Source organism: Erysipelothrix inopinata (assembly GCF_014396165.1).
Classification (GTDB): Bacteria; Bacillota_I; Bacilli_A; order Erysipelotrichales; family Erysipelotrichaceae; genus Erysipelothrix; species Erysipelothrix inopinata.
This window is the reverse complement of sequence record NZ_CP060715.1, coordinates 186,038-205,783: the sequence shown is the minus strand read 5'-3', so window position 1 is coordinate 205,783 and position 19,746 is coordinate 186,038. Positions and strand designations below refer to the sequence as shown.

Here is a 19,746-nt window from a genome sequence, read left to right as displayed (position 1 = left end):
ACTACAAAAAGGAGGAGCTTTTTCTATGGGTAGAAAGAATAAATATCCAGCGGAAATAAAAGAACAAGTAGTTAAAGAATATTTGAACGGCATAAAAGGTGCAATGGAAATATCCCAAGAATTATCGATTAATCCTGGGACATTGCGTAGATGGGTGAAAAAATACCAAATCGTCGGTGTTGAAGCATTCTCATATAAACCTCGAAATAAAAGTTATTCGAAAGAACTTAAGGAATCTGCTATTCAAGATTACCTTGAAGGACTAGGTTCTCTCGCAGATATTATTATCAAATACGATATAAGTTCCGATGAGGTTTTGCGTGGATGGATAAACAAGTATAATAGACTTGAAACCATAAAGGATTACGATCCTAAAGGAGAAGTCTATATGACAAAAGGTAGAAAAACAACGATTGAAGAACGTCAAGAAATTGTCGCACATTGTATTGAACATGACTACGATTATAAGGGAACCGCCGAGCTCTATGGTCTTTCCTATGCTCAAGTTTACCAGTGGGTTCAAAAATATAACGAGATAGGATATGAAGGGCTTCTTGATAAACGTGGCAAACGAAAACAAGAAGATCAACTCAGTAATGAAGAACGTTTAGAACGTAAAATCAAACAACTCGAAAGAGAACTTGAACTGAAAGAACGTGAGAATATTCTATTAAAAAAAGTGAAGGAAATAGAAGGGCGGCGATATTCTCCAAAGCAAAACAAGAAGTAAAGTATCTTGCCGTGCAAGAACTTCATTATAAACATGGTTGGAGCATTCAATGGATGTGTAAGGTACTTAAAATCGCAAGAAGCAGTTATTATAAATGGACGCACCGTGTTGAAACAAGCAATGAAATTGAGAATCATGAGCTTTGTAATCTCATTCTTGATTATGATGAAATGTTTGGACATATCTTAGGTTATCGACGAATGACAGATTGGATTAATGAACTTAATAGAGTTCATTATAACCCAAAGAGGATTCATAGACTCATGAAGATGCTGGGTGTGAAATCAGTGATTCGTCAAAAGTCTAAAAAGTATTCACGAAGCACTCCTGAAATCACAGCTGAAAATATTTTAAATCGTAATTTCTTTGCTTCTAGACCAAATGAAAAATGGTTGACAGATGTCACAGAATTTAAGATTAAAGGTTCAGGTAAGAAGCTGTATCTCAGTGCGATTATTGATCTTTATGATTTGAGTATTGTGGCGTACCACATAAGTGATCGTAACAATAATCAACTTGTGTTTGATACTTATCATAAAGCTATCACGAGATATCCAGAGGCAAAGCCTTTATTTCACAGTGACCGAGGATTCCAATATACAAGTAGGGTATTTAGAAAACAGCTAGAAGATCAAGGAATGATACAAAGTATGTCTAGAGTGGGACACTGTATTGATAATGGTCCTATGGAAGGATTCTGGGGAACTATCAAATCAGAAATGTACTATCCTAATGAATTCAATACTAAAAGCGAGTTAAAGAAAGCAATTGATGCGTATATTGATTTTTATAACAACAAGAGACTTCAAAAACGATTTAAAAACAAAACACCAATGATGGTTCGAACTGAAGCATTAGGATCAGAGACACCTATAAGTTATTCAATTCCAACCAACAAGAAAATTGAAGCTTATTGGTCAAACATTAGAGAAAAGCAAATGCAGGCGACTGTAGCATAAGAAAAGATGATTCATCGTAAAGCGATAAATCATCTTGGGTATTTTATTTATTTCACCTGTCTACTTGACAGGGAGCAGTTCATATTGAGAAATACCTTTAATTTTTATCTGAGATAAGCAATGCAAAGTTTAGTAGTAGCATCAATGGCTTCTTTATGTGTTCGTTCATAGCTATGTGATGAATCAACACCGGGACCAATTAAAGCTACACGAATATCGTGTCCTGCTCGTAATGCGGCTGATCCGTCGGAACCATAGAAAGGATAGATATCTAATTTGAACGGAATTTGATGATCCTCAGCTAATTTCACGAGACGTTTTCTTAATTCGTAGTCGTATGGACCTGAGCTATCTTTAGCGCAAATTGTTACGGAGTATTCATCAGATTCTTGACCTTCTCCAGGAGCGGCCATGTCAATTGCGATAAACTCACGCGTTTTTTCAGGAATGGCTGCAGATGCACCATGACCAACCTCTTCGTAGTTTGAGATAAAAAGATTTGTAGTGTGACGTGGTTTTGTTTTTGTATTGGTGAAGAAGCGTGCAATTTCAAAGAGTGAAACAACACATGCTTTATCATCAAGATGACGTTACTTAATGAATCCTGAATCTGTAAATGTTGTACGTGGGTCGAGGTGAACATAATCACCAACACGAATACCAAGTTCTAAGACATCGTTTTTAGTGAATACTTTTTCATCGATTCGTACTTCAAGTGTTTTTTCATTACGTGGGTTTGAAGTCGTTTCCACACCGTGAACATGAGATGACGCTTTATTAGTAAGAACAGTTCCTGTATAAAACTTTCCATTTAGAGTTTCGACAGTTACATGTTCTCCTTCAATAGTAGGCCATGCGTATCCACCCAATTGTGTTAAACGGAGACGACCTGTTGGTGTTATCTCTTTTACAAGAGCACCAAGGGTGTCGACGTGTGCCGAGAGTGTTACGTGATTGTCGTCATCTTCACCAAGAATTGTTGCGATTAATGCGTTTTTATTGGTTCGTCTTGTTGGGATACCAATTTCTTTGAAGACTGCTTCGGCATATTGGATTGCTTCTTCAGTATGTCCGGTAGGACTTTTAATATTAAGTAAATCGTTAAGTTCGTTGAGATATTGTTCCATAGTTCCTCCTTATTATTCAGCAAACAAGTAAAGGTAACTTTCGTAACCTTCTTCAATCATTCTATCATATGGAATAAATTTTAGGGCGGCAGAATTAATACAATAGCGATATCCACCCAATTCTTTGGGACCATCATTAAAGACATGACCTAAATGAGAGTCTGCATTAAGAGACTTCACTTCGGTTCTAATCATATTATGAGAATGATCTTCAATGTACTTCACCTCTTCAACCGGTTTACTGAATGCAGGCCATCCGCATCCGGCATCAAACTTATCTAAAGAACTAAATAGAACTTCGCCACTGACTAAATCTACATATATTCCTTTTTCATAAAAATTATCATAGATACCGCTAAAGGGTGCTTCCGTTTTTCCTTCTTTGATGACTGCTTCTTGTAAGGGTGTTAAAGTTTTCATAATTAAGTACCTCCTTAGTTAATTATAGCTTTAAATAAGGAAGGTAGGATGATGGATGCTCGTAAATCAGATTAAATATCAACCTTCTTTAATATAAAGATAAAAGGTTTATTCTAAAGCATTGACAAAACTTAGAAATGTTAGTATACTCATTTTGTTAGGGATGCCTAATTAAATTAAATCGGCTAACCTAATACTAAAAATTACAGCTGTTTAAACACAAACAAAGATGTTTTAAGGAAGGTGAGAATATGAGTAATGTAATTGAAGTGAATCACCTACATGTATCTTATTATGGTCATGAAGTATTAAGTGATGTAAGCTTTGAATTTGGTCCAGGAAAACTTGTCGGAATCATTGGTCCAAACGGAGCGGGGAAATCTACGATGATCAAGGCAATTATGAAATTAATTCCTCGAGATCGTGGAGAAGTAAAAATATTTGGGGAATCAATTGAAGCATCACGTAAGCGTATTGCTTATGTGCCACAAAGAAGTAACATTGACTGGGACTTTCCAATTAATGTATATGACACGGTGATGCTTGGAACGTATCCAAAACTTGGTTTATTTAAAAAACCAGGTGCTAAAGAAAAAGAACTTGTAAATGAATGCCTCGAACGTGTTGGTATGATGGAATTTGCAGACAAACAAATTGGTGAATTATCAGGTGGGCAACAACAACGTGTCTTCTTAGCAAGAGCACTTGCTCAAGAAGCAGAATTGTTCTTCCTTGATGAACCTTTTGTTGGAATTGATGTTGCAAGTGAAAAAACAATCGTCGGTATTCTTGGCGAGCTACGTGATGAAGGAAAAACAGTCTTCGTAGTTCACCATGATTTATCAAAAGTTAAAGACTACTTTGATGATTTAATTCTGATTAATCGTGAATTAATTCAATCAGGTCCTGTAGAATCTGTCTTTAAGAAAGACATTATGTCACGTGCATATCGAACAGATTTCACGATTGACCCACAAACAGGAGGTCTCTCTTATGGAGTTAATTAGTGCATTTATTAATGACCTAATGGTCTATGACTTTTTACAAAAAGCATTATTTACATCAGTTATGGTTGGTATTATTGCTGGAGTTATTGGATGTTTCATTATTCTAAGAGGAATGTCCTTAATGGGAGATGCGATATCTCATGCCGTATTACCTGGAGTTGCTGCTTCTTATATGCTTGGCATCAACTATTTCTATGGCGCGGTTGTAATGGGACTTATCACATCACTCACCATTGGATTTGTAAATCAAAACAGTAAACTAAAAAGTGATACGTCAATCGGTATTATCTTCTCTGCATTCTTGGCTTTAGGAATTATAATGTTCATGAAAGCTCAAACTGCGGTAAGTTTAGATTCTATCTTATTTGGAAACGTCTTAATGGTTAAAGATTCTGATATGTGGTTAACACTTGGAATTGGTATATTCGTATTAGCAGTAATACTAATACTCTATAAAGAGTTTCTTATCACATCCTTCGATCCAACCATTGCGAGTTCATATGGTATCAACGCAAACCGTTACCACTACTTACTTATGGTTTTACTAACATTAGTTACAGTAGCTTCACTTCAAACAGTAGGAGTTATCTTAGTTGTTGCGATGTTAATTACTCCAGCTGCTACAGCATATCTTCTCACTCATAAATTATCGACTATGATTGGTTTATCAGCATTATTTGGAACAGTGTCGTCCATAGTTGGATTGTTCTTAAGCAGTACTTACAACTTGTCCTCTGGCCCAGTGATTGTTCTTGTGGCGACATCGTTCTTTGTAATTGCGTTTCTATTTGCACCAAAACAAGGTGTTGTTTGGAATTTTATTCGTAAACAAAAAGCAAAACAACGTTTTGCTTAATAAATGGTTAAAAGGAGAGATAACATGAATAAAAAGTTTAAAAGTATTTTAGCGGTACTCATGGCAGTATTCGTGCTAACAGGTTGTTCACAAAGTAAACCGAAAGAACCTGCAGAAAACACAGATGGAAAATTGAAGGTAGTTTCTTCATTCTCAATCTTATCTGATATCGCATCAGAAGTTGGTGGCGATAAAGTTACTGTTCATAACCTTGTTCCAACTGGAACAGATCCCCATGAATACGAACCACTACCAGAAGACAACAAGGCAGCTACAGATGCTGATGTTCTTCTCTTCAATGGTCTAAACCTTGAAGGTGGCGATAAAGGTTGGTTCCATAAATTAATGGTTACAGTAAAACAACCTGAAGATAAAATCTTCGAAGCAAGTGTTGGTGTAGAGCCACGTTTCCTAGGTGAAGGAAGTGCAGATGAAGAAATTAATCCACACGCATTCTTAGATCCTAAAGTAGGAATCATCATGACAAAAAATGTGCGTGATGCATTCATTAAAGTAGATCCAGAAAATAAAGCTACTTACGAAGCAAATGCTGATAAGTATCTAGCAGAACTTGATAGAATTGATAAAGAATACGCAGAAAAGATTGCGGAAATTCCAGCAGATAAACGTGTCTTCACTGCAAGTGAACATGCTTTCCAATACATGACAGAAACTTACGGTTTGGAACATTTATATATCTGGGAAATTGATACTGAAGAATTAGGAACTCCAGAACAAATTAAAACATTAATTGGAGAACTTAAAGAAAAACAACCTGCGGTCGTCTTCGTTGAATCAAACGTTGAAACACGTCCAATGGAACAAGTATCCAAAGAATCTGGAATTCCAATTTACAAAGAAAAAATCTATTCAGATGAACTTGGTAAAAAGGGAACTCCAGTAGATACATACATTAAATTCTTAGAACACAATATCCGTTTAATTCATGATGGATTAATGGGTAACTAAGTTATAGTAAAAAAGCTCCTCAGCACAAATGTGTTGAAGAGCTTTTTTATGCTTGATGGAATTAAATGTGAGTTAAGGTATAAGTAATTGTTTCGTGGAAGGGATGAGATTGATCGTATATTTCTTTATTCCAGAGATTAATTTCGTTGGGAATGTGTTGAGGTTCAATCGCAACACCGCAGTTTCGAAGTATGGGTTTGTCGTGCTCGTTGGTAAGACTCCCATCAAAATAGTTTGCAAGGTAAATCTGCGTAGCGGGCATGGATGAGTGAATTCGAAGTATTTTACCTGTACCAAGATGCCTCAATACAATCTCATGATCATTGGATAAGAGATAAGTATGGTCGATATGACGGGTCATTTTAAATTGTGGATGCTCTTGAACTAAGAGATTACCTACATTATTAAATTGATTGAGGTCAAAGACAGTATTTGATACTGGAATAAATGTGTCTGTATTTGAACCGTTCTCACTTACCGCAACAACATAATTTGAAGGGACTTGAAGATCGTGTCCCTTTGCAGTATCTTCCTGAGATAAATTAAAGTAACTGTGATTGGTGATATTAATAGGCATTGGTTTCGTAGGGATAACGTTATATGTAATGGTGAATGAATTATCCACGAGTTTGTAAGTAATGGTTGTGGTCGTACTTCCGGGATATCCTGTTTCAGTATAATCTGTTGTGTTTGTGAGAATAGCGTGTGTATCGCTAATAATGTCTACTTTCATACGTTGTTTATTTAAACCTAAAGATCCACCGTGTAAATGATGGGGTGGTACATTTTGGTCCAAATGATAAATCTGACCCGCAACCTCAAAGAGAGCATTTTCAGTCCTTCCAGCAAGGGGTCCAACATTTGCTCCTAGAAAACCACGATTTACTTCATAAGAATCTAATTCTTTAAATCGAATGATACAGTTCTTTTCATCATCAGATGTGGAGAAATGTGTCAATGTTCCTCCTAAATCCAGAAATTTAACTGTTATTTTGTTGTTTTTCAATGTATATTCATGATAATTCATCATATATCCTCCTTTTCAATCTAATTGTAACCGATTTCATCCTATAAAACCACAATTAATCACATGATTATCAAATAAAACAACAAATAATCACAAATAATCATTGTAAGCACTTGCATTTCGTGATATATTGAAATTGACAAGAGAGGGAAGGAGGATTATGGAGCAGTCCATAAACTATTTGCATTAGACGTTTGACACTATTAAGAGGAGGAGAAATCAATATGTCTAAAGATGTAAAAAACAAAAAGTGGTGGGAGAAGATACCCCACACTTATGTAATTCTATTTATAATGATCGTTATTGCAGCTGTATTAACATGGGTCTTACCGGCAGGTAAGTTTGTCCGCGAAACAGTTGATGGTTTATCGCAACCTGTAGTTGTTCCGGGATCGTATCAACAAGTTGCACAAAATGGTGTTGGTATTTGGGGAATCTTTAAATCCATTCCACTCGGTATGGTTGGAGCCGCACCAATTATTTTCTTAATCATGATTTCAACGGCAGCTTTCGGTATTATCACAGCAACCGGTGCTCTAGAAAACGGTATGGGTGTTTTACTTAATAAAGTAGAACGTTCAAATGTTCCGAAAACTGCAGTTATCTGGATTATTACATTCTTATTCTCAGCTATAGGTATCATTGTTGGACCAGAAATTCAAATTCCCTTTACATTAATTGGAGTAAGTATTGCTCTTGGTCTCGGATTTGACTTAATTGTTGGTCTTGGAATGATCATGGGTGGTGGCTATGCTGGTTGGAACTTTAGTCCTATCAATGCTTCTATCGTAGGGACGGCACACTCCGTAACGGGACTTCCAATTTTCTCGGGTATGGGCTTTAGATTCTTAACAGTATTTATTGCAACTGCACTCGTCGCAACACTTGTTTCACTCTACGCAAAACGTATTGAGAAAAATCCTGAAAAGAGTTTTGTAGTTGGTATTAGTACAGAAGGTATGGGCCTTTCAAAACCCTTAAATGAATACAAAGTTGAAAAGAAACATACTCTTGTGTTGATTATCTTACTCATTATGTTTGGAGCTATTATTTACGGATCCAGTAAACTTGGTTGGTATCTCAATGAAATGTCTACTGTTTTCCTAATTGGTGGTCTTGCAGCAGGATTTGTTTACGGATTTACAGTTGATGAAATCATTGAACTCTTCATCAAAGGTGTAAGTTCTGCAGCGAGTGTCGCATTAATTCTTGGTATCGCACGTGGTATTCAAATCACACTTGAAACAGGTATGATCATGGATACAATTATTAATGCTTTATCTGCACCGCTTGCTAATTTTGGACCAACATTTGGAGCCATTATGATTTCAATTATTACAGCGATTGTTCACTTCTTTATCCCATCAGGTAGTGGTCTTGCAGTATCATTAATGCCTGTTTTATCACCACTTGGAACAATCATAGGTATCACACAACAAACAACCGTATTGGCATTCCAATTTGGAGCGACCATTCCAAACTACATCTTCCCAACAATTGGAGCAACCATGGCAATGTTAGGTATTGCACGCGTTCCTATTGATAGATGGATGAAATTTGCATTAAAACTTACAGCGTTAATGTTTGTCATGGCATGGATCCTCTTAGCGGTAGCAGTAGTAATTGGTTATTAGTATTAAACTTAGATTAGGAGAACTCTATGATTGAAAAATATTACGAAATACAAGAAAAGGTACAAAAAACAGCCTTAAAGTCTTATGAACAAAACCTCGTTGCAGGTACAAGTGGTAATGTGAGCTATTATGATCGCGAGAATGCGATTATGGCTATTACTGCTACGAATCTTGACTACAAGATTATGACCCCGGAAGATGTTGTCTTAATGCACTTAGATGGAGAAATCATCTATGGGGATTTACGACCTTCTTCAGAATGGCAAATGCATGCAGAAATCTATCGTGGATTAAGTCACGTTAATTCTGTTATTCACACCCATTCTCCTCGAGCAACAAGCTTTGCGGTTGTACACGAAGATATTCCTTTAATTCTTGTGGAAATGCTACCGTTTATTGGTGGTGATATTCCAAGAGCTAAGTTTGCACTCCCTGGAAGTGTTGAATTAGGTAAAGAGGCAGTCATTGCTATGCAAAATCGTAATGCGTGTTTGTTGGAAAATCATGGAGTTGTTGCGGTAGGTACAACACTCGATCAAGCATATATTCGTGCTGTATATGTAGAGGACGCAGCTAAAATTTATCACTTTGCAAGACAGGTTGGAGAACCTAAAGTACTCTCAAACGAAAATATTGATTTGCTCAGGAAAAAGTATAATTTAAAGTAAATAGGTGTGGGAGGGTGCTTTCACTCTCCCTCTTATAATGGAGGTTCATATGGAATTTGTAGTACCAAGTATTAATAAATTCGGTGCAGGATGCATCAAAGAAATCGGTGATTTATCCACAAGTTTGGATCTGAAAAATGCTCTAATTGTGACTGATAAAAACTTAAATAAACTGGGGTTGGTTGATTTTGTGACTCGTGAGTTAGAACGTGCCGATGTGGCTTATACAATTTACGATGATGTTCAACCCAATCCGACGCGTAAAAATGTTGAAGAAGCAGTGGCTCTCTATCATCAGAGTGGTTGCGATTATATTATTGGTATTGGTGGTGGTTCACCGAATGACTGTTCGAAAGCTGTTGGTATTGTAGTAAGCAATGGTGGTGACATTGTTGATTATGAAGGATTCAACCAGTCTAAAAGCAAAGCACCCATAACCTTTTTGGTAAATACTACAGCAGGTACAGCAAGTGAAATATCTCGTGCCTATTTAATATCGGATGATAGACGTGTAGAGAAACTCATCTTTAAAGATATCAATGCGTTACCTTATGCTTCATTTAACGATCCAGAAATGATGACGGGTCTACCAGCATCCATCACTGCTGGTACGGGAATGGATGCACTTACGCATGCCGTAGAAAGTTATGTTACGCCGGGTGCATACCCTCTAACACAGAAGCTGTCATTGGATGCCATTGAGTTTATTTTTGAAAACTTAGAAGCGGTTATTGGCGATCCTCAAAATATTGAATTACGAGAAAATATGATATACGCACAATCACTTGCTGGAATGGCATTTTGTAATGCGGGACTGGGGCTTGTTCACTCAATGGCTCATCAGTTAGGTGCAGTATATAATCTTCCTCACGGACTCTGTAATGCCATTATCTTGCCAACGGTCATGCGTTATAATGCTACAGTTGTTATGGAAAAATATGCAGAAATATCACGTCGCCTCTATGGTGATAAAGTTAAAAACCTAAGTACTGAAGAACAAGGACATACATTTATTAATGAAGTGGAAAATCTATCAGAAAGAGTTAAAACAAAGATTGCTTTAACTGAACTCGGTGTGAAGCTTGAAGATTTAGAGTTACTGGCTGAAAAAACTTTAAAAGATGGAAACCTTGCGAAAAATCCAATCCAACCAAGCAAAGAAGATATTATCAATCTATTTGAAGGACTACTCTAATGGATAATTCCCAAATCACCATTAGACCTATTTATGATTGGGATTTGGTACAATTGAATCAGATAAGAACCCGCGAAGATGTTTGCATGAACATACTCGCTCTTCCAACCGAAACACTCAAAGAAACGAAAGATTATTTCTTCGATAATCCCCATTTTATACACACTTTCGTTGCAGTAAATCAAAATAATAAAGAAAAAGATGTTATCGGTTATGTTCGGTTACTTCAATATCAAGAAGTGCGACTTCATCATCGTGGAAAAATATCAATCGCAATTGATCCAACCTATCACCAATGCGGCGTGGGAACAAAGCTTCTTGCAAAAATAATAGATTACGCAAAAAAATGGATGCGATTGGAAAAGTTGGAACTAACAGTCTTAGAAAATAATGAGAAAGCAATTGGACTTTATAAAAAATTTGGATTTGAAATAGAAGGTATCTTTAAGAAAGATACCCTGGTTGATGGAAATTACGAAAATGTTGTATTCATGTCTTTGATGTTATAGGAGGAAAATATGAGTCAAAAAGATACATTGAAAAAGAATATACTTGAAATGGTTACCTCACAACTTAATTGTTTTGATAAGGGAAGTGAGCTATCAATTAAGGAAGTTGGAGACGGAAACGTTAACTATATTTTCCGTGTAGAAGATGAAAAAGGAAAATCAATTATCGTGAAATTTGCTGATAGCTTTATTCGTGGATCATCCACACGTGAACTGTCAACAAAACGAAATGAAATTGAAAATAAAATCTTAAGAAAACAAGGGGAACTCAGCAACCATGCTGTGCCTGAAATCTATCTATATTCTAAAGAAATGAGTTGTATTGTAATGGAAGATATGAAGGACTATGTTGTGCTTCGTGAAGGGATGATGGAAGGTAAAACATATCCTCATTTTGCGAAGGATATTGCACAATTCTTGTATGATACCCTCTTTAAGACAACGGATTTAGTAATGGATATCCCTGAGAAGAAAACAATGGCGGGAAATCTTGTAAATATTGATATGTGTGAAATATCTGAGCGTCTGGTATTTACAGAGCCGTATCTAAATCGTCAAGGATTGAATCGATATAACGCTAAAAATGAAAAATTTGTTGTAGAGAATCTCTATAATAATGATTCCCTAAAATTTGAAGTAGCAACACTAAAAAATCGTTTTATGAATCAAACTCAATCTATGATTCATGGTGATTTGCATGCGGGTTCAATCTTTATTAACGATGAAGACTTAAAAGTATTTGATCCTGAATTCTCATTCTTTGGACCGATGGGTTACGATATTGGTAATGTAGTCGGAAGCTTTATTATTTCTTATGTTGCGACGTTATACCAAAATAATTTAGTTGAAACACCTTATACAAAATGGTTGCTTGAGAGTATCAAAGAAGTTATAACTGAGTTCAAGGCAATCTATGAAGCATCATATGATAATGATGTAGCGACACCAATGTTTAAAGATAATGCGCTCTTTAAGGATGCATATCTCAAACAAATTCTTGCTGATACTGCAGGATATGCAGGAACAGAAATGATTCGTCGAACAGTTGGAGTGGCTAAAGTGTGGGATTTGGATAAGGTTCAAGATAATGAAAATATCGATAAGATTGAAAGATGTATCGTTAATATTGGGATGACTTTAATCTTAAATCGTGATGCTATGCAATCAGCTGCGGATTACGAAACCGTGATAAATAAGTTTATTGAGGAGATTTAATATGAGAATAGATCATGATTTAGCTTTCATGCTTCAGTTTGAAAATGTTGCTTGGTTCGAAGATGGTGTTGTGAAAATTTTGGACCGCCGTATTTATCCAATCAGAACAGAATATGTTGTTTGCGAAACGTATAAAGATGTCGTAAAAGCAATTCAAGATATGGTAACCCAAAGTGGTGGCCCTTATCTTGCAGCTTCGATGGCAATGGTTCTTGCTGCCTATCAGACACGTGATATGTCTCGAGAAGATTGTCTTGTGTTTATGGAACAAGCAGCATACGATATCACGCATGCTCGTCCTACAACGTCATCAAGAATGAGGAAAATTGCTTATGATGCCTTGGATGTCGTAAAGACGCAAATGTGGAATACTAACGATGAACTTGTTGAATTCGTTAAAGCGTTTGCTATTGATGAAGTATCGCAACGTTATGCTCGAATTGAAAAAATTGGGATGCAACTTGCTGAAAAAGTTCCTCATGATGGAACCATCATGACACAATGTTTTGCTGAAACGGTTGTGGGTATGATTTGTCGTCATTTAAAAACACTCGGAAATGAAAATGTTAAATTCATTTGTCCTGAAACAAGACCTTATCTTCAAGGCGCACGTCTCACCGCATCAGTAATATGTGATATGGGCTTTGATGTGCATGTTATTACGGACAATATGCCAGGATACATCTTAAAAGAAAAGAAAGTAGATCTCTTCACGTCTGCTTCGGATATGATTACTCTTGACGGACATATTGTGAATAAAGTAGGGACGTTCCAAATTGCGGCACTATGCCATTATCATAAGATTCCTTACTATGTTACAGGGACTCCAAGTAATACTCATAAAACCATGGATACCGTAAAGATTGAAGAACGAAACCCTGAAGAAGTCCTCAGTCATCTTGGAACTAAAGTAACAATGGATGGCGTTCAGGCTTACTACCCTGCTTTTGATGTAACACCGCCAAGCTTATGTAGTGGCGTTATTACTGAAAAAGGCATTTTCTCTCCATACGATCTTGAGAGTTATTTCAAAGATTAATTCATCACTCACGAGTGAACTCGTGAGTGTTTTTCTTATCAGAAATGCTATAATAATGGAAAGGAGTGGGGTATGTTACAGATTACACGTAGAGAAAAAATAAAAGAAATACTCTTGGAACAAAAAATTGTTCAAGTCGCTGAACTATCAGCGTTATTATCCGTTAGTGAGGAAACGATACGTCGTGACCTTGCAGAACTCGAGAAAGAAGGATTTGCTGAGAAAAAGCACGGCGGCGCAGTCCTTGCAAACCGTGTACAAAGTTATGTTGATAACAATGTTCTCAAAAATATCTTTAAGAAGAATAAAGCAATCATCGCGAGTCGTGCAAGAACGCTTATCAATGAGGGTGATTGTATTTACCTGGACTCATCCACAACGTCACTACAAATTGCGGAAGCAATCAGTGATATGCATCTTATTGTCGTGACAAACTCAATTGATATCGCAAATTATCTCAGTCAGTATGATAACATTCGGCTTACTTTAATAGGTGGGAATTTCTACCCGCAAAATCGATGCTTTGTAGGAAGACAGGCAATTCGCACTCTTAAAGATTTCAATTTTGATAAGTCATTTATATCATGTAGATCAATTGATATGAAAGTTGGATGTACTGATGTTAGTGATGCTATCGTTGATATACACTCACTAGTTTTGACGCAATCTAAAATGAAAGTAATTGTAGCGGATCATTCGAAGTTTAATAAAATATCATTTATCAGTCTTTTTGACTTAGAAAGAATTGATTGTATCGTTACTGATCAAGAGCTATCAGAGGAATGGCGTAGTTTCTGTGTTGAAAAAGGGATACGCTATCTTGATCATGATGAAGATGTTGATTGATGTCACGAAAGTGTTCATTAGAGAGATGAACGATGAAGTGAGGAGAAAGGTTCCTCACTTTTTTCTTAGTCATACTCATAAAACATTCATTTTTTATCCATGAAATCTTCAAAGTGGTATAATAGACATATAAGGAGGATTTGAAATGAATAGTTTATATGAAGAAATGAATACATTCTTGGCGGATCAGTTAGTATTGAGCATGAAAATACACAACATACACTGGTTCATGAAAGGACAAGGCTTCTTCCCAATCCATGAAAAAATGGATGATTACTATGATGAAGCACAAGAACGCATTGATGCGGTTGCGGAAAGACTCCTCACAATTGGTGCTAAACCAATTGGCAATCTAAAAGAAGTCACAGAAAGAAGTAGTATTGAAGAATTAGGTAATGATTATATTACTGCTGTTGATGGCTTTAAAAAATTAATTGTTGATTTCGAACACATGAATCAACTTGCACTACATATTGTTAAATTAGCAGAAGAACTTGGTGATCCAGGAACTGCAGATTATTTCACAGGTGTTTCTCAAGATTTGGGTAAAGACTTGTGGATGATGAATGCTTACATTAAATAGGTGCGCAAAGAAGCTGAAGGGTTGACCTTCAGTTTTTTTATTTATAATTTTTATTCTTCTTGACACATGTTTCCTTCTGGTGTAATATTTAAGTATGAACAGATGAACATTCATTCATATAAGGAGGATGGACACATGAAAAATGAACTTGACGAGCTGACCATAGATAAGATTTCGAGAGTGTTTCAAACAATCTCTTATCCTACTCGAATACAGATTCTTTATTTACTTCGTGAGCAACCATTGCCTGTGAGTGAAATAGCTGCCTCATTGGATATGGAGCAAAGCACTGTATCTCATCAGCTTAGAATATTAAAAGATGATGACCTTGTTCGATCAACGCGTCAGGGTAAGTCAATCATCTATGCTATTGCTGATGAACATGTGTTCTCAATATTTGATATGGCAATTGAACATGTTATGGAAGGAGAGAAATAATATGGAAAATCACAAAAATCATAATCATGATCACAGTAATGAACCAAACCATACACATTCACATGGAGGTAATAACTCTTTACTACTCTTCATGATTGGTCTTGCAGCATTTATCGTAGGTATCTTTGTCAATAATGGAGTACTTAAAACTATTTTAAATGTCGCAGCACTTGCATTGTCCGGCTCTCATATTATTATTGAAGGAATTATGGATACAATTCGAGATACAAAAGAGAAGAAGAAATTTATGCCGAATGTTCACTTACTGATGACTGTTGCTGCATTAGGTGCCATTTTAATTGGCGAACTTGATGAAGCTGTATTGCTTATTCTAATCTTTGCTGGTGCTCATTTCCTAGAAGAGTATGCAGAAAATAAAAGTCAAAAAGAAATTACCAGTTTATTAAAAATGAATCCGACTACTGCGCGACGTCAAAAAGCGAATGGTGAACTTGAAGTTGTAGACGTTGCTGAGTTAAAAGTAGGAGATATACTTACTGTTTTGAATGGTGATCAAGTACCTACAGATGGTACGGTTCTCTCAGGTTCTTCATCCATTGATCAAGCCTCTATTACAGGGGAGAGTATTCCGGTTGAAGTTGGTATCGGAGATACTGTCTTTGGTAGTACTATGAATGGTACGGGAACTTTCACGATGGAAGTTACGAAAGATAGCAGTGATACAGTCTTCGCTAAAATTCTTACACTTGTGAGTCAAGCACAAACTGATGTATCTAAGACTGCTGCGCTGATTAAAAAGATTGAACCGATATACGTGACAGCCGTATTCTTACTAGCACCTGTATTTTATTTATTTGGACTCTATGTCTTTAATTGGGGTGCAGATGATACTTTCTATAGAACGATGGTATTCTTAATTGGAGCGTCTCCATGTGCACTTGCTGCGACAGATATTCCTGCTACATTATCTGCAATTAGTAACCTTGCAAAACGAGGAGTTCTTTTCAAGGGTGGTTCATATTTAGCAAATCTATCCGAACTTGGTGCTATCGCATTTGACAAGACGGGAACACTTACTGAAGGGAAACCAGTGGTTACTGATGTTTATTTCTTAGAAAATGTATCTGATGCAGAAATTAACAAATTTGAAAGTGTTATTTATTCTATGGAAAAGAAATCAAATCACCCGCTTGCTATGGCAATTATCAATCATTTTGACGGTCGTGATGTTTTAGATATAGAAGTTGAAAACTTGATCGGAACAGGTCTTACAGCTGAATTTGATGGAAACACTTACCTCATTGGAAAACCAACGGCATATGGATCAGTTAGCGATGAAATTATGAGTCACACTGATACCTATGAATCAGAAGGAAAGACCGTTGTATACTTTGGATTAGATTCAAAAGTTTTAGGACTTATCGCAATCCAAGATATACCAAAACAAACATCTCTTGAAGCCATTCGTTACTTCCAAGAAAATAATATTCATACTGTAATGATTACAGGTGATGCAATTCGTACAGGTGAAGCCATTGGTCGTCAGTTAGGTATTGATGAAGTTCGTGGAAATGTTCTTCCAGAGAATAAATCAGAAATTGTGAAAGAATTAAAACAAGACTATCCAGTAGTAGCAATGGTTGGAGATGGTGTTAATGATGCTCCTGCACTTGTCGCAGCAGATATAGGCGTTGCAATGGGCGAAGGAACTGATATTGCCATCGACGTTGCCGATGCAGTCTTAATGAAAAATGATTTAAGCAAATTAGCTTACACTCATAAAGTTTCTAAGAAACTTCGAAAAGTAGTTATACAAAATATTATCTTTGCGATGTTGGTAGTTCTATTCCTAGTCACAATTAATATCTTTGGACTCATGACACTTTCGCAAGCGGTACTTATTCATGAAGGAAGTACCTTAGTTGTAATTGTTAATGGACTCAGACTTTTAAAATCAGTTGAAGTATAAAAAAAAGCCACTTCATTTCGCATAAATTGCGAATGAGGTGGCTTTTATTAATTTATTATTTCCAATCTTTAATAAGTGCTTCAACCCAGTTACAGAGATCTTCACTCGCTTTGTTTGCAATTGCAACAACTTCCGCATGGGAATGTTTTCCGTCACGAAGTCCTGTCGCCATGTTAGTAATACATGAGATACCTAGAACTTTGAGGCCTAAATAGTTCGCAACAATAGTTTCAGGGACCGTTGACATTCCGATGGCATCACTACCATTTTTACCGTACATTCTAATTTCTGCACGTGTTTCATAGTAAGGTCCTTGGAAGAATGTGTAAACACCTTCCTTGTATTCAATGTTAAGATCTTTCGCAATTTCTTTTGCATGATCTCTAAGTTCTGTTGAATATGGTTCCGACATATCTGGGAAACGAGGACCAAAGCGTTCATCATTGGATCCTACAAGAGGGTTGGTGCTAACTGAGTTGATGAAGTCATCGATAATCATGAGGTCACCAGGTTTGAAATCAGTGTTAATACCACCACAAGCGTTTGTCACAATCATACTTTCTACACCCATCATTTTCATGACATAGATAGGATAAGTAACTTCTTTCATGGCAAATCCTTCATAATAGTGGAAACGTCCTTGCATAACCATAACATTTTGATCGCCAATTGTACCGAAAACGAGATTACCAGCGTGTCCTTCAAGACTTGATTTTGGGAATTGAGGAATGGAATCGTAAGGGATAATTTCTTTATTCTCAATACGATCAACAAGACTTCCTAATCCACTTCCTAAAATAATACCAATACGGGGTTTGATGCTTGTGTTACTTTGAATATATTCAGCCGAAGCTACAACGTTATCATAGAACATAGTTTTTCTACCTCTTTCATTAATATTAGTATATCATGCAAGGGTGCAAATTTACGAGGAAAAGCTTATGATAGATGAGGTGATACAATGAAAAAATCGTTTAAATTATTTAAGTTTGGATATAAGCTCTTAATTGTCTATCTGATTTACTGTCTTATTTTTGCTTATCTCCCTTACATTAAAGGAAAAGAGATCTCATCAGAAAGCAAAACTACCATTCAAACTAAGCTAGAAAGTCCCGTGGATGGCAACTTAAAAGTTAAATATATTGATGAAGGTGAAGAGGCATTGCAAACACGCCTTGCTGTCATTAAAAAAGCTGAGTCGACACTTGATATGTCTACGTATCTCATTAAAAATGATGAGAGTTCAGATCTTATCATCGGAGGTTTATTGGATGCAGCTGATCGTGGTGTGAAAGTGCGTATGGTTGTTGATGCCAAGATGAATGGTATGAGTCGAACTTATAAATATAAGTTGAGCCATCATCCAAATATAGAACTTAAGTATTACAATCCTTTCCATTTATTGAAACCATGGAAGTGGAACGCAACATTACATGATAAATACCTCAAAGCTGATAATAAATATTTGTTAATTGGTGGAAGAAATATAGGGAATCAATATTACAAACCAGGAAGACATTATACGCAAGATATGGAAGTGTTGATCTATGATGAGTTGGGGAATTCTCAACTTATGGTTGATATTGACGCGTTTATTTTACTTATGCATGAGAGTAAAGATACGGTTGCGAAGAAACAAACCAACTGGCGAATTGAAAACGATGACTTTGAACAAAAATTTAGATTTTACGATCATAATTATGCACTCTTAAATCCAGAAACAATGATTGAAGTTGAGGATATTAAAATATTTCATAATGACATCAATACGATGATGAAAGAACCTAAAATAGGGTATTTATATCAGTTGGTTGCGAATGGGGCACAAGAAAGTGTGACGGTACAAACACCTTACGCGACACCGACTAAAGTAATTCTTGATTCATTTAAGTCGCTGAATGATAACCACATAAAAGTAAACTATCTGACGAACTCCGAGAGCTCGTCTCCTAATTATCCTGCTTTTTCTAACTATCTCTCTAATCGAAGACAATTCTTGCGAACAGGAATGAATATTTATGAGTTCCAAAGTGATGGTGATACATCGCTTCATACGAAGTTGATGGTTGTGGATGATGATATAAATATTGTAGGATCGTTTAATTTGGATAACCGAAGTCTCTATCTAAATACAGAAACGGTTGTTTATGTAAAAGGAAAAGAAGCAACAACATCACTGAACCAAAAAGTAAATAAGAAAAAGAATATGTCGTTGCTAGTTGGTCCTGATAATAACTATGTTCAAAATGAATTGGTTGAAGAAGGCGATGTTTCGCTAGTTAAAAAAGTTTTAATGTTTGTTGTTGGCGTTGTTTCTAAAGTGTTTGAACCACTGATTTAAATAAAATTAAAATAAATTAGGATATTAACAAAACAGTGCCTACTTAGTGAATTGAGGGGGTGAATTACTGTTTTGTTTTTATGTGTTGGGGTATTTTAAGTGAAATCGCTTACGACTATTAGTGGTATTATGGCGTCCCCATAACGCATATCTTATAAAAAGTAAAGGATATCTTATCAAAAACTTTTATGTTAGAATAGATAATTTTCCTTGCATTTTATTTTGCGATAAGTATAATGAATTTTGTGCCGTC

At 36.1% G+C, this 19,746-nt stretch carries 19 protein-coding genes and 1 pseudogene; 16 read left to right on the top strand and 4 right to left on the bottom strand.

Annotated elements, in window-relative coordinates; translation table 11 throughout:
• Positions 1–25: 25 nt before the first annotated feature.
• Together H9L01_RS01040 and H9L01_RS01035 are read left to right on the top strand one after the other, a co-directional pair.
• On the top strand, positions 26–730 hold the full coding sequence (locus H9L01_RS01040) for a helix-turn-helix domain-containing protein (RefSeq protein ID WP_187533385.1): 705 nt from the start codon (positions 26–28) through the stop codon (positions 728–730).
• A gap of 11 nt (positions 731–741) precedes the next feature.
• Positions 742–1,689 carry an IS3 family transposase gene (locus tag H9L01_RS01035; protein WP_187533386.1) on the top strand — a complete coding sequence of 316 codons (948 nt, stop codon included), beginning with the start codon at positions 742–744 and terminating at the stop codon, positions 1,687–1,689.
• 104 nt (positions 1,690–1,793) lie between these two features.
• On the opposite strand, the pseudogene H9L01_RS01030 reads toward H9L01_RS01035, so the two are convergent.
• Positions 1,794–2,816 (bottom strand): annotated as a pseudogene (locus H9L01_RS01030) (M42 family metallopeptidase).
• A 12-nt stretch (positions 2,817–2,828) separates the two neighbouring features.
• Positions 2,829–3,236 carry a peptide-methionine (R)-S-oxide reductase MsrB gene (gene msrB, locus H9L01_RS01025; RefSeq protein WP_187534105.1) on the bottom strand — a complete coding sequence of 136 codons (408 nt, stop codon included), beginning with the start codon at positions 3,234–3,236 and terminating at the stop codon, positions 2,829–2,831.
• Positions 3,237–3,487: 251 nt separating this feature from the next.
• On the opposite strand from msrB, the gene H9L01_RS01020 reads away from it, so the two are divergent.
• The 3 genes from H9L01_RS01020 to H9L01_RS01010 are packed head-to-tail and all read left to right on the top strand — an operon-like array spanning position 3,488 to position 6,068.
• Positions 3,488–4,243, top strand: coding sequence for a metal ABC transporter ATP-binding protein (locus tag H9L01_RS01020; RefSeq protein ID WP_187534104.1), 756 nt, complete (start codon positions 3,488–3,490; stop codon positions 4,241–4,243).
• Positions 4,230–5,099, top strand: a complete 870-nt coding sequence (locus tag H9L01_RS01015) for a metal ABC transporter permease (RefSeq protein WP_187534103.1) — start codon at positions 4,230–4,232, stop codon at positions 5,097–5,099. Before H9L01_RS01020 ends, H9L01_RS01015 begins: the two co-directional genes overlap by 14 nt.
• Before the next feature lie 24 nt (positions 5,100–5,123).
• Positions 5,124–6,068: a metal ABC transporter solute-binding protein, Zn/Mn family gene (locus tag H9L01_RS01010; protein ID WP_187534102.1), complete on the top strand. Its 945-nt coding sequence runs from the start codon at positions 5,124–5,126 to the stop codon at positions 6,066–6,068.
• 61 nt (positions 6,069–6,129) lie between these two features.
• Here the strand turns inward: H9L01_RS01010 and H9L01_RS01005 are convergent, their stop codons facing one another.
• On the bottom strand, positions 6,130–7,098 hold the full coding sequence (locus tag H9L01_RS01005) for an aldose epimerase family protein (protein ID WP_187534101.1): 969 nt from the start codon (positions 7,096–7,098) through the stop codon (positions 6,130–6,132).
• A gap of 221 nt (positions 7,099–7,319) precedes the next feature.
• On the opposite strand from H9L01_RS01005, the gene H9L01_RS01000 reads away from it, so the two are divergent.
• From H9L01_RS01000 to H9L01_RS00955, 10 genes are all read left to right on the top strand, one after another.
• A complete protein-coding gene (locus H9L01_RS01000; RefSeq protein ID WP_187534100.1) occupies positions 7,320–8,729 on the top strand; it encodes a YfcC family protein in 1,410 nt (469 codons plus the stop codon).
• Positions 8,730–8,755: 26 nt separating this feature from the next.
• Entirely contained in the window at positions 8,756–9,397 is a 642-nt protein-coding gene (locus H9L01_RS00995) for a class II aldolase/adducin family protein (RefSeq protein WP_187534099.1), read from the top strand.
• 49 nt (positions 9,398–9,446) lie between these two features.
• Entirely contained in the window at positions 9,447–10,592 is a 1,146-nt protein-coding gene (locus H9L01_RS00990) for an iron-containing alcohol dehydrogenase (RefSeq protein ID WP_187534098.1), read from the top strand.
• Entirely contained in the window at positions 10,592–11,101 is a 510-nt protein-coding gene (locus H9L01_RS00985) for a GNAT family N-acetyltransferase (RefSeq protein ID WP_187534097.1), read from the top strand. The genes H9L01_RS00990 and H9L01_RS00985 overlap by 1 nt, the downstream gene beginning before the upstream one ends.
• 9 nt (positions 11,102–11,110) lie before the next feature.
• Positions 11,111–12,316 (top strand): S-methyl-5-thioribose kinase, encoded by a 1,206-nt coding sequence (mtnK, locus tag H9L01_RS00980; protein ID WP_187534096.1) that lies wholly within the window; start codon positions 11,111–11,113, stop codon positions 12,314–12,316.
• A gap of 1 nt (position 12,317) precedes the next feature.
• Entirely contained in the window at positions 12,318–13,355 is a 1,038-nt protein-coding gene (locus tag H9L01_RS00975; protein ID WP_187534095.1) for a s-methyl-5-thioribose-1-phosphate isomerase, read from the top strand.
• Positions 13,356–13,427: 72 nt separating this feature from the next.
• The gene (locus H9L01_RS00970) at positions 13,428–14,201 is read left to right on the top strand and encodes a DeoR/GlpR family DNA-binding transcription regulator (RefSeq protein WP_187534094.1); all 774 of its coding nucleotides are present in this window, start codon (positions 13,428–13,430) and stop codon (positions 14,199–14,201) included.
• Positions 14,202–14,346: 145 nt separating this feature from the next.
• Positions 14,347–14,784, top strand: coding sequence for a Dps family protein (locus tag H9L01_RS00965; protein WP_187534093.1), 438 nt, complete (start codon positions 14,347–14,349; stop codon positions 14,782–14,784).
• A 135-nt stretch (positions 14,785–14,919) separates the two neighbouring features.
• The gene (locus H9L01_RS00960) at positions 14,920–15,222 is read left to right on the top strand and encodes an ArsR/SmtB family transcription factor (RefSeq protein ID WP_223151034.1); all 303 of its coding nucleotides are present in this window, start codon (positions 14,920–14,922) and stop codon (positions 15,220–15,222) included.
• Between the two features lies 1 nt (position 15,223).
• Positions 15,224–17,152: a heavy metal translocating P-type ATPase gene (locus H9L01_RS00955; RefSeq protein ID WP_187534091.1), complete on the top strand. Its 1,929-nt coding sequence runs from the start codon at positions 15,224–15,226 to the stop codon at positions 17,150–17,152.
• A 55-nt stretch (positions 17,153–17,207) separates the two neighbouring features.
• On the opposite strand, the gene H9L01_RS00950 is transcribed toward H9L01_RS00955, so the two are convergent.
• The gene (locus H9L01_RS00950) at positions 17,208–18,026 is read right to left on the bottom strand and encodes a purine-nucleoside phosphorylase (protein WP_187534090.1); all 819 of its coding nucleotides are present in this window, start codon (positions 18,024–18,026) and stop codon (positions 17,208–17,210) included.
• Between the two features lie 87 nt (positions 18,027–18,113).
• Between H9L01_RS00950 and H9L01_RS00945 the strand changes: the two genes are divergently transcribed.
• Entirely contained in the window at positions 18,114–19,493 is a 1,380-nt protein-coding gene (locus H9L01_RS00945; protein WP_187534089.1) for a phospholipase D-like domain-containing protein, read from the top strand.
• Positions 19,494–19,746 lie beyond the last annotated feature (253 nt).

Bases quoted from the DNA above. Each gene is read 5' to 3' on its own strand.
- H9L01_RS01005 (WP_187534101.1), bottom strand. From the start codon at position 7,098: ATGATGAATTATCATGAATATACATTGAAAAACAACAAAATAACAGTT.
- H9L01_RS00950 (WP_187534090.1), bottom strand. From the start codon at position 18,026: ATGTTCTATGATAACGTTGTAGCTTCGGCTGAATATATTCAAAGTAAC.
- H9L01_RS01000 (WP_187534100.1), top strand. From the start codon at position 7,320: ATGTCTAAAGATGTAAAAAACAAAAAGTGGTGGGAGAAGATACCCCAC.
- H9L01_RS00970 (WP_187534094.1), top strand. From the start codon at position 13,428: ATGTTACAGATTACACGTAGAGAAAAAATAAAAGAAATACTCTTGGAA.
- H9L01_RS00945 (WP_187534089.1), top strand. From the start codon at position 18,114: ATGAAAAAATCGTTTAAATTATTTAAGTTTGGATATAAGCTCTTAATT.
- H9L01_RS00975 (WP_187534095.1), top strand. From the start codon at position 12,318: ATGAGAATAGATCATGATTTAGCTTTCATGCTTCAGTTTGAAAATGTT.
- H9L01_RS00955 (WP_187534091.1), top strand. From the start codon at position 15,224: ATGGAAAATCACAAAAATCATAATCATGATCACAGTAATGAACCAAAC.
- mtnK (WP_187534096.1), top strand. From the start codon at position 11,111: ATGAGTCAAAAAGATACATTGAAAAAGAATATACTTGAAATGGTTACC.
- H9L01_RS00995 (WP_187534099.1), top strand. From the start codon at position 8,756: ATGATTGAAAAATATTACGAAATACAAGAAAAGGTACAAAAAACAGCC.
- H9L01_RS00985 (WP_187534097.1), top strand. From the start codon at position 10,592: ATGGATAATTCCCAAATCACCATTAGACCTATTTATGATTGGGATTTG.
- H9L01_RS01040 (WP_187533385.1), top strand. From the start codon at position 26: ATGGGTAGAAAGAATAAATATCCAGCGGAAATAAAAGAACAAGTAGTT.
- H9L01_RS00960 (WP_223151034.1), top strand. From the start codon at position 14,920: ATGAAAAATGAACTTGACGAGCTGACCATAGATAAGATTTCGAGAGTG.
- H9L01_RS01020 (WP_187534104.1), top strand. From the start codon at position 3,488: ATGAGTAATGTAATTGAAGTGAATCACCTACATGTATCTTATTATGGT.
- H9L01_RS00965 (WP_187534093.1), top strand. From the start codon at position 14,347: ATGAATAGTTTATATGAAGAAATGAATACATTCTTGGCGGATCAGTTA.
- H9L01_RS01010 (WP_187534102.1), top strand. From the start codon at position 5,124: ATGAATAAAAAGTTTAAAAGTATTTTAGCGGTACTCATGGCAGTATTC.
- H9L01_RS00990 (WP_187534098.1), top strand. From the start codon at position 9,447: ATGGAATTTGTAGTACCAAGTATTAATAAATTCGGTGCAGGATGCATC.
- msrB (WP_187534105.1), bottom strand. From the start codon at position 3,236: ATGAAAACTTTAACACCCTTACAAGAAGCAGTCATCAAAGAAGGAAAA.
- H9L01_RS01015 (WP_187534103.1), top strand. From the start codon at position 4,230: ATGGAGTTAATTAGTGCATTTATTAATGACCTAATGGTCTATGACTTT.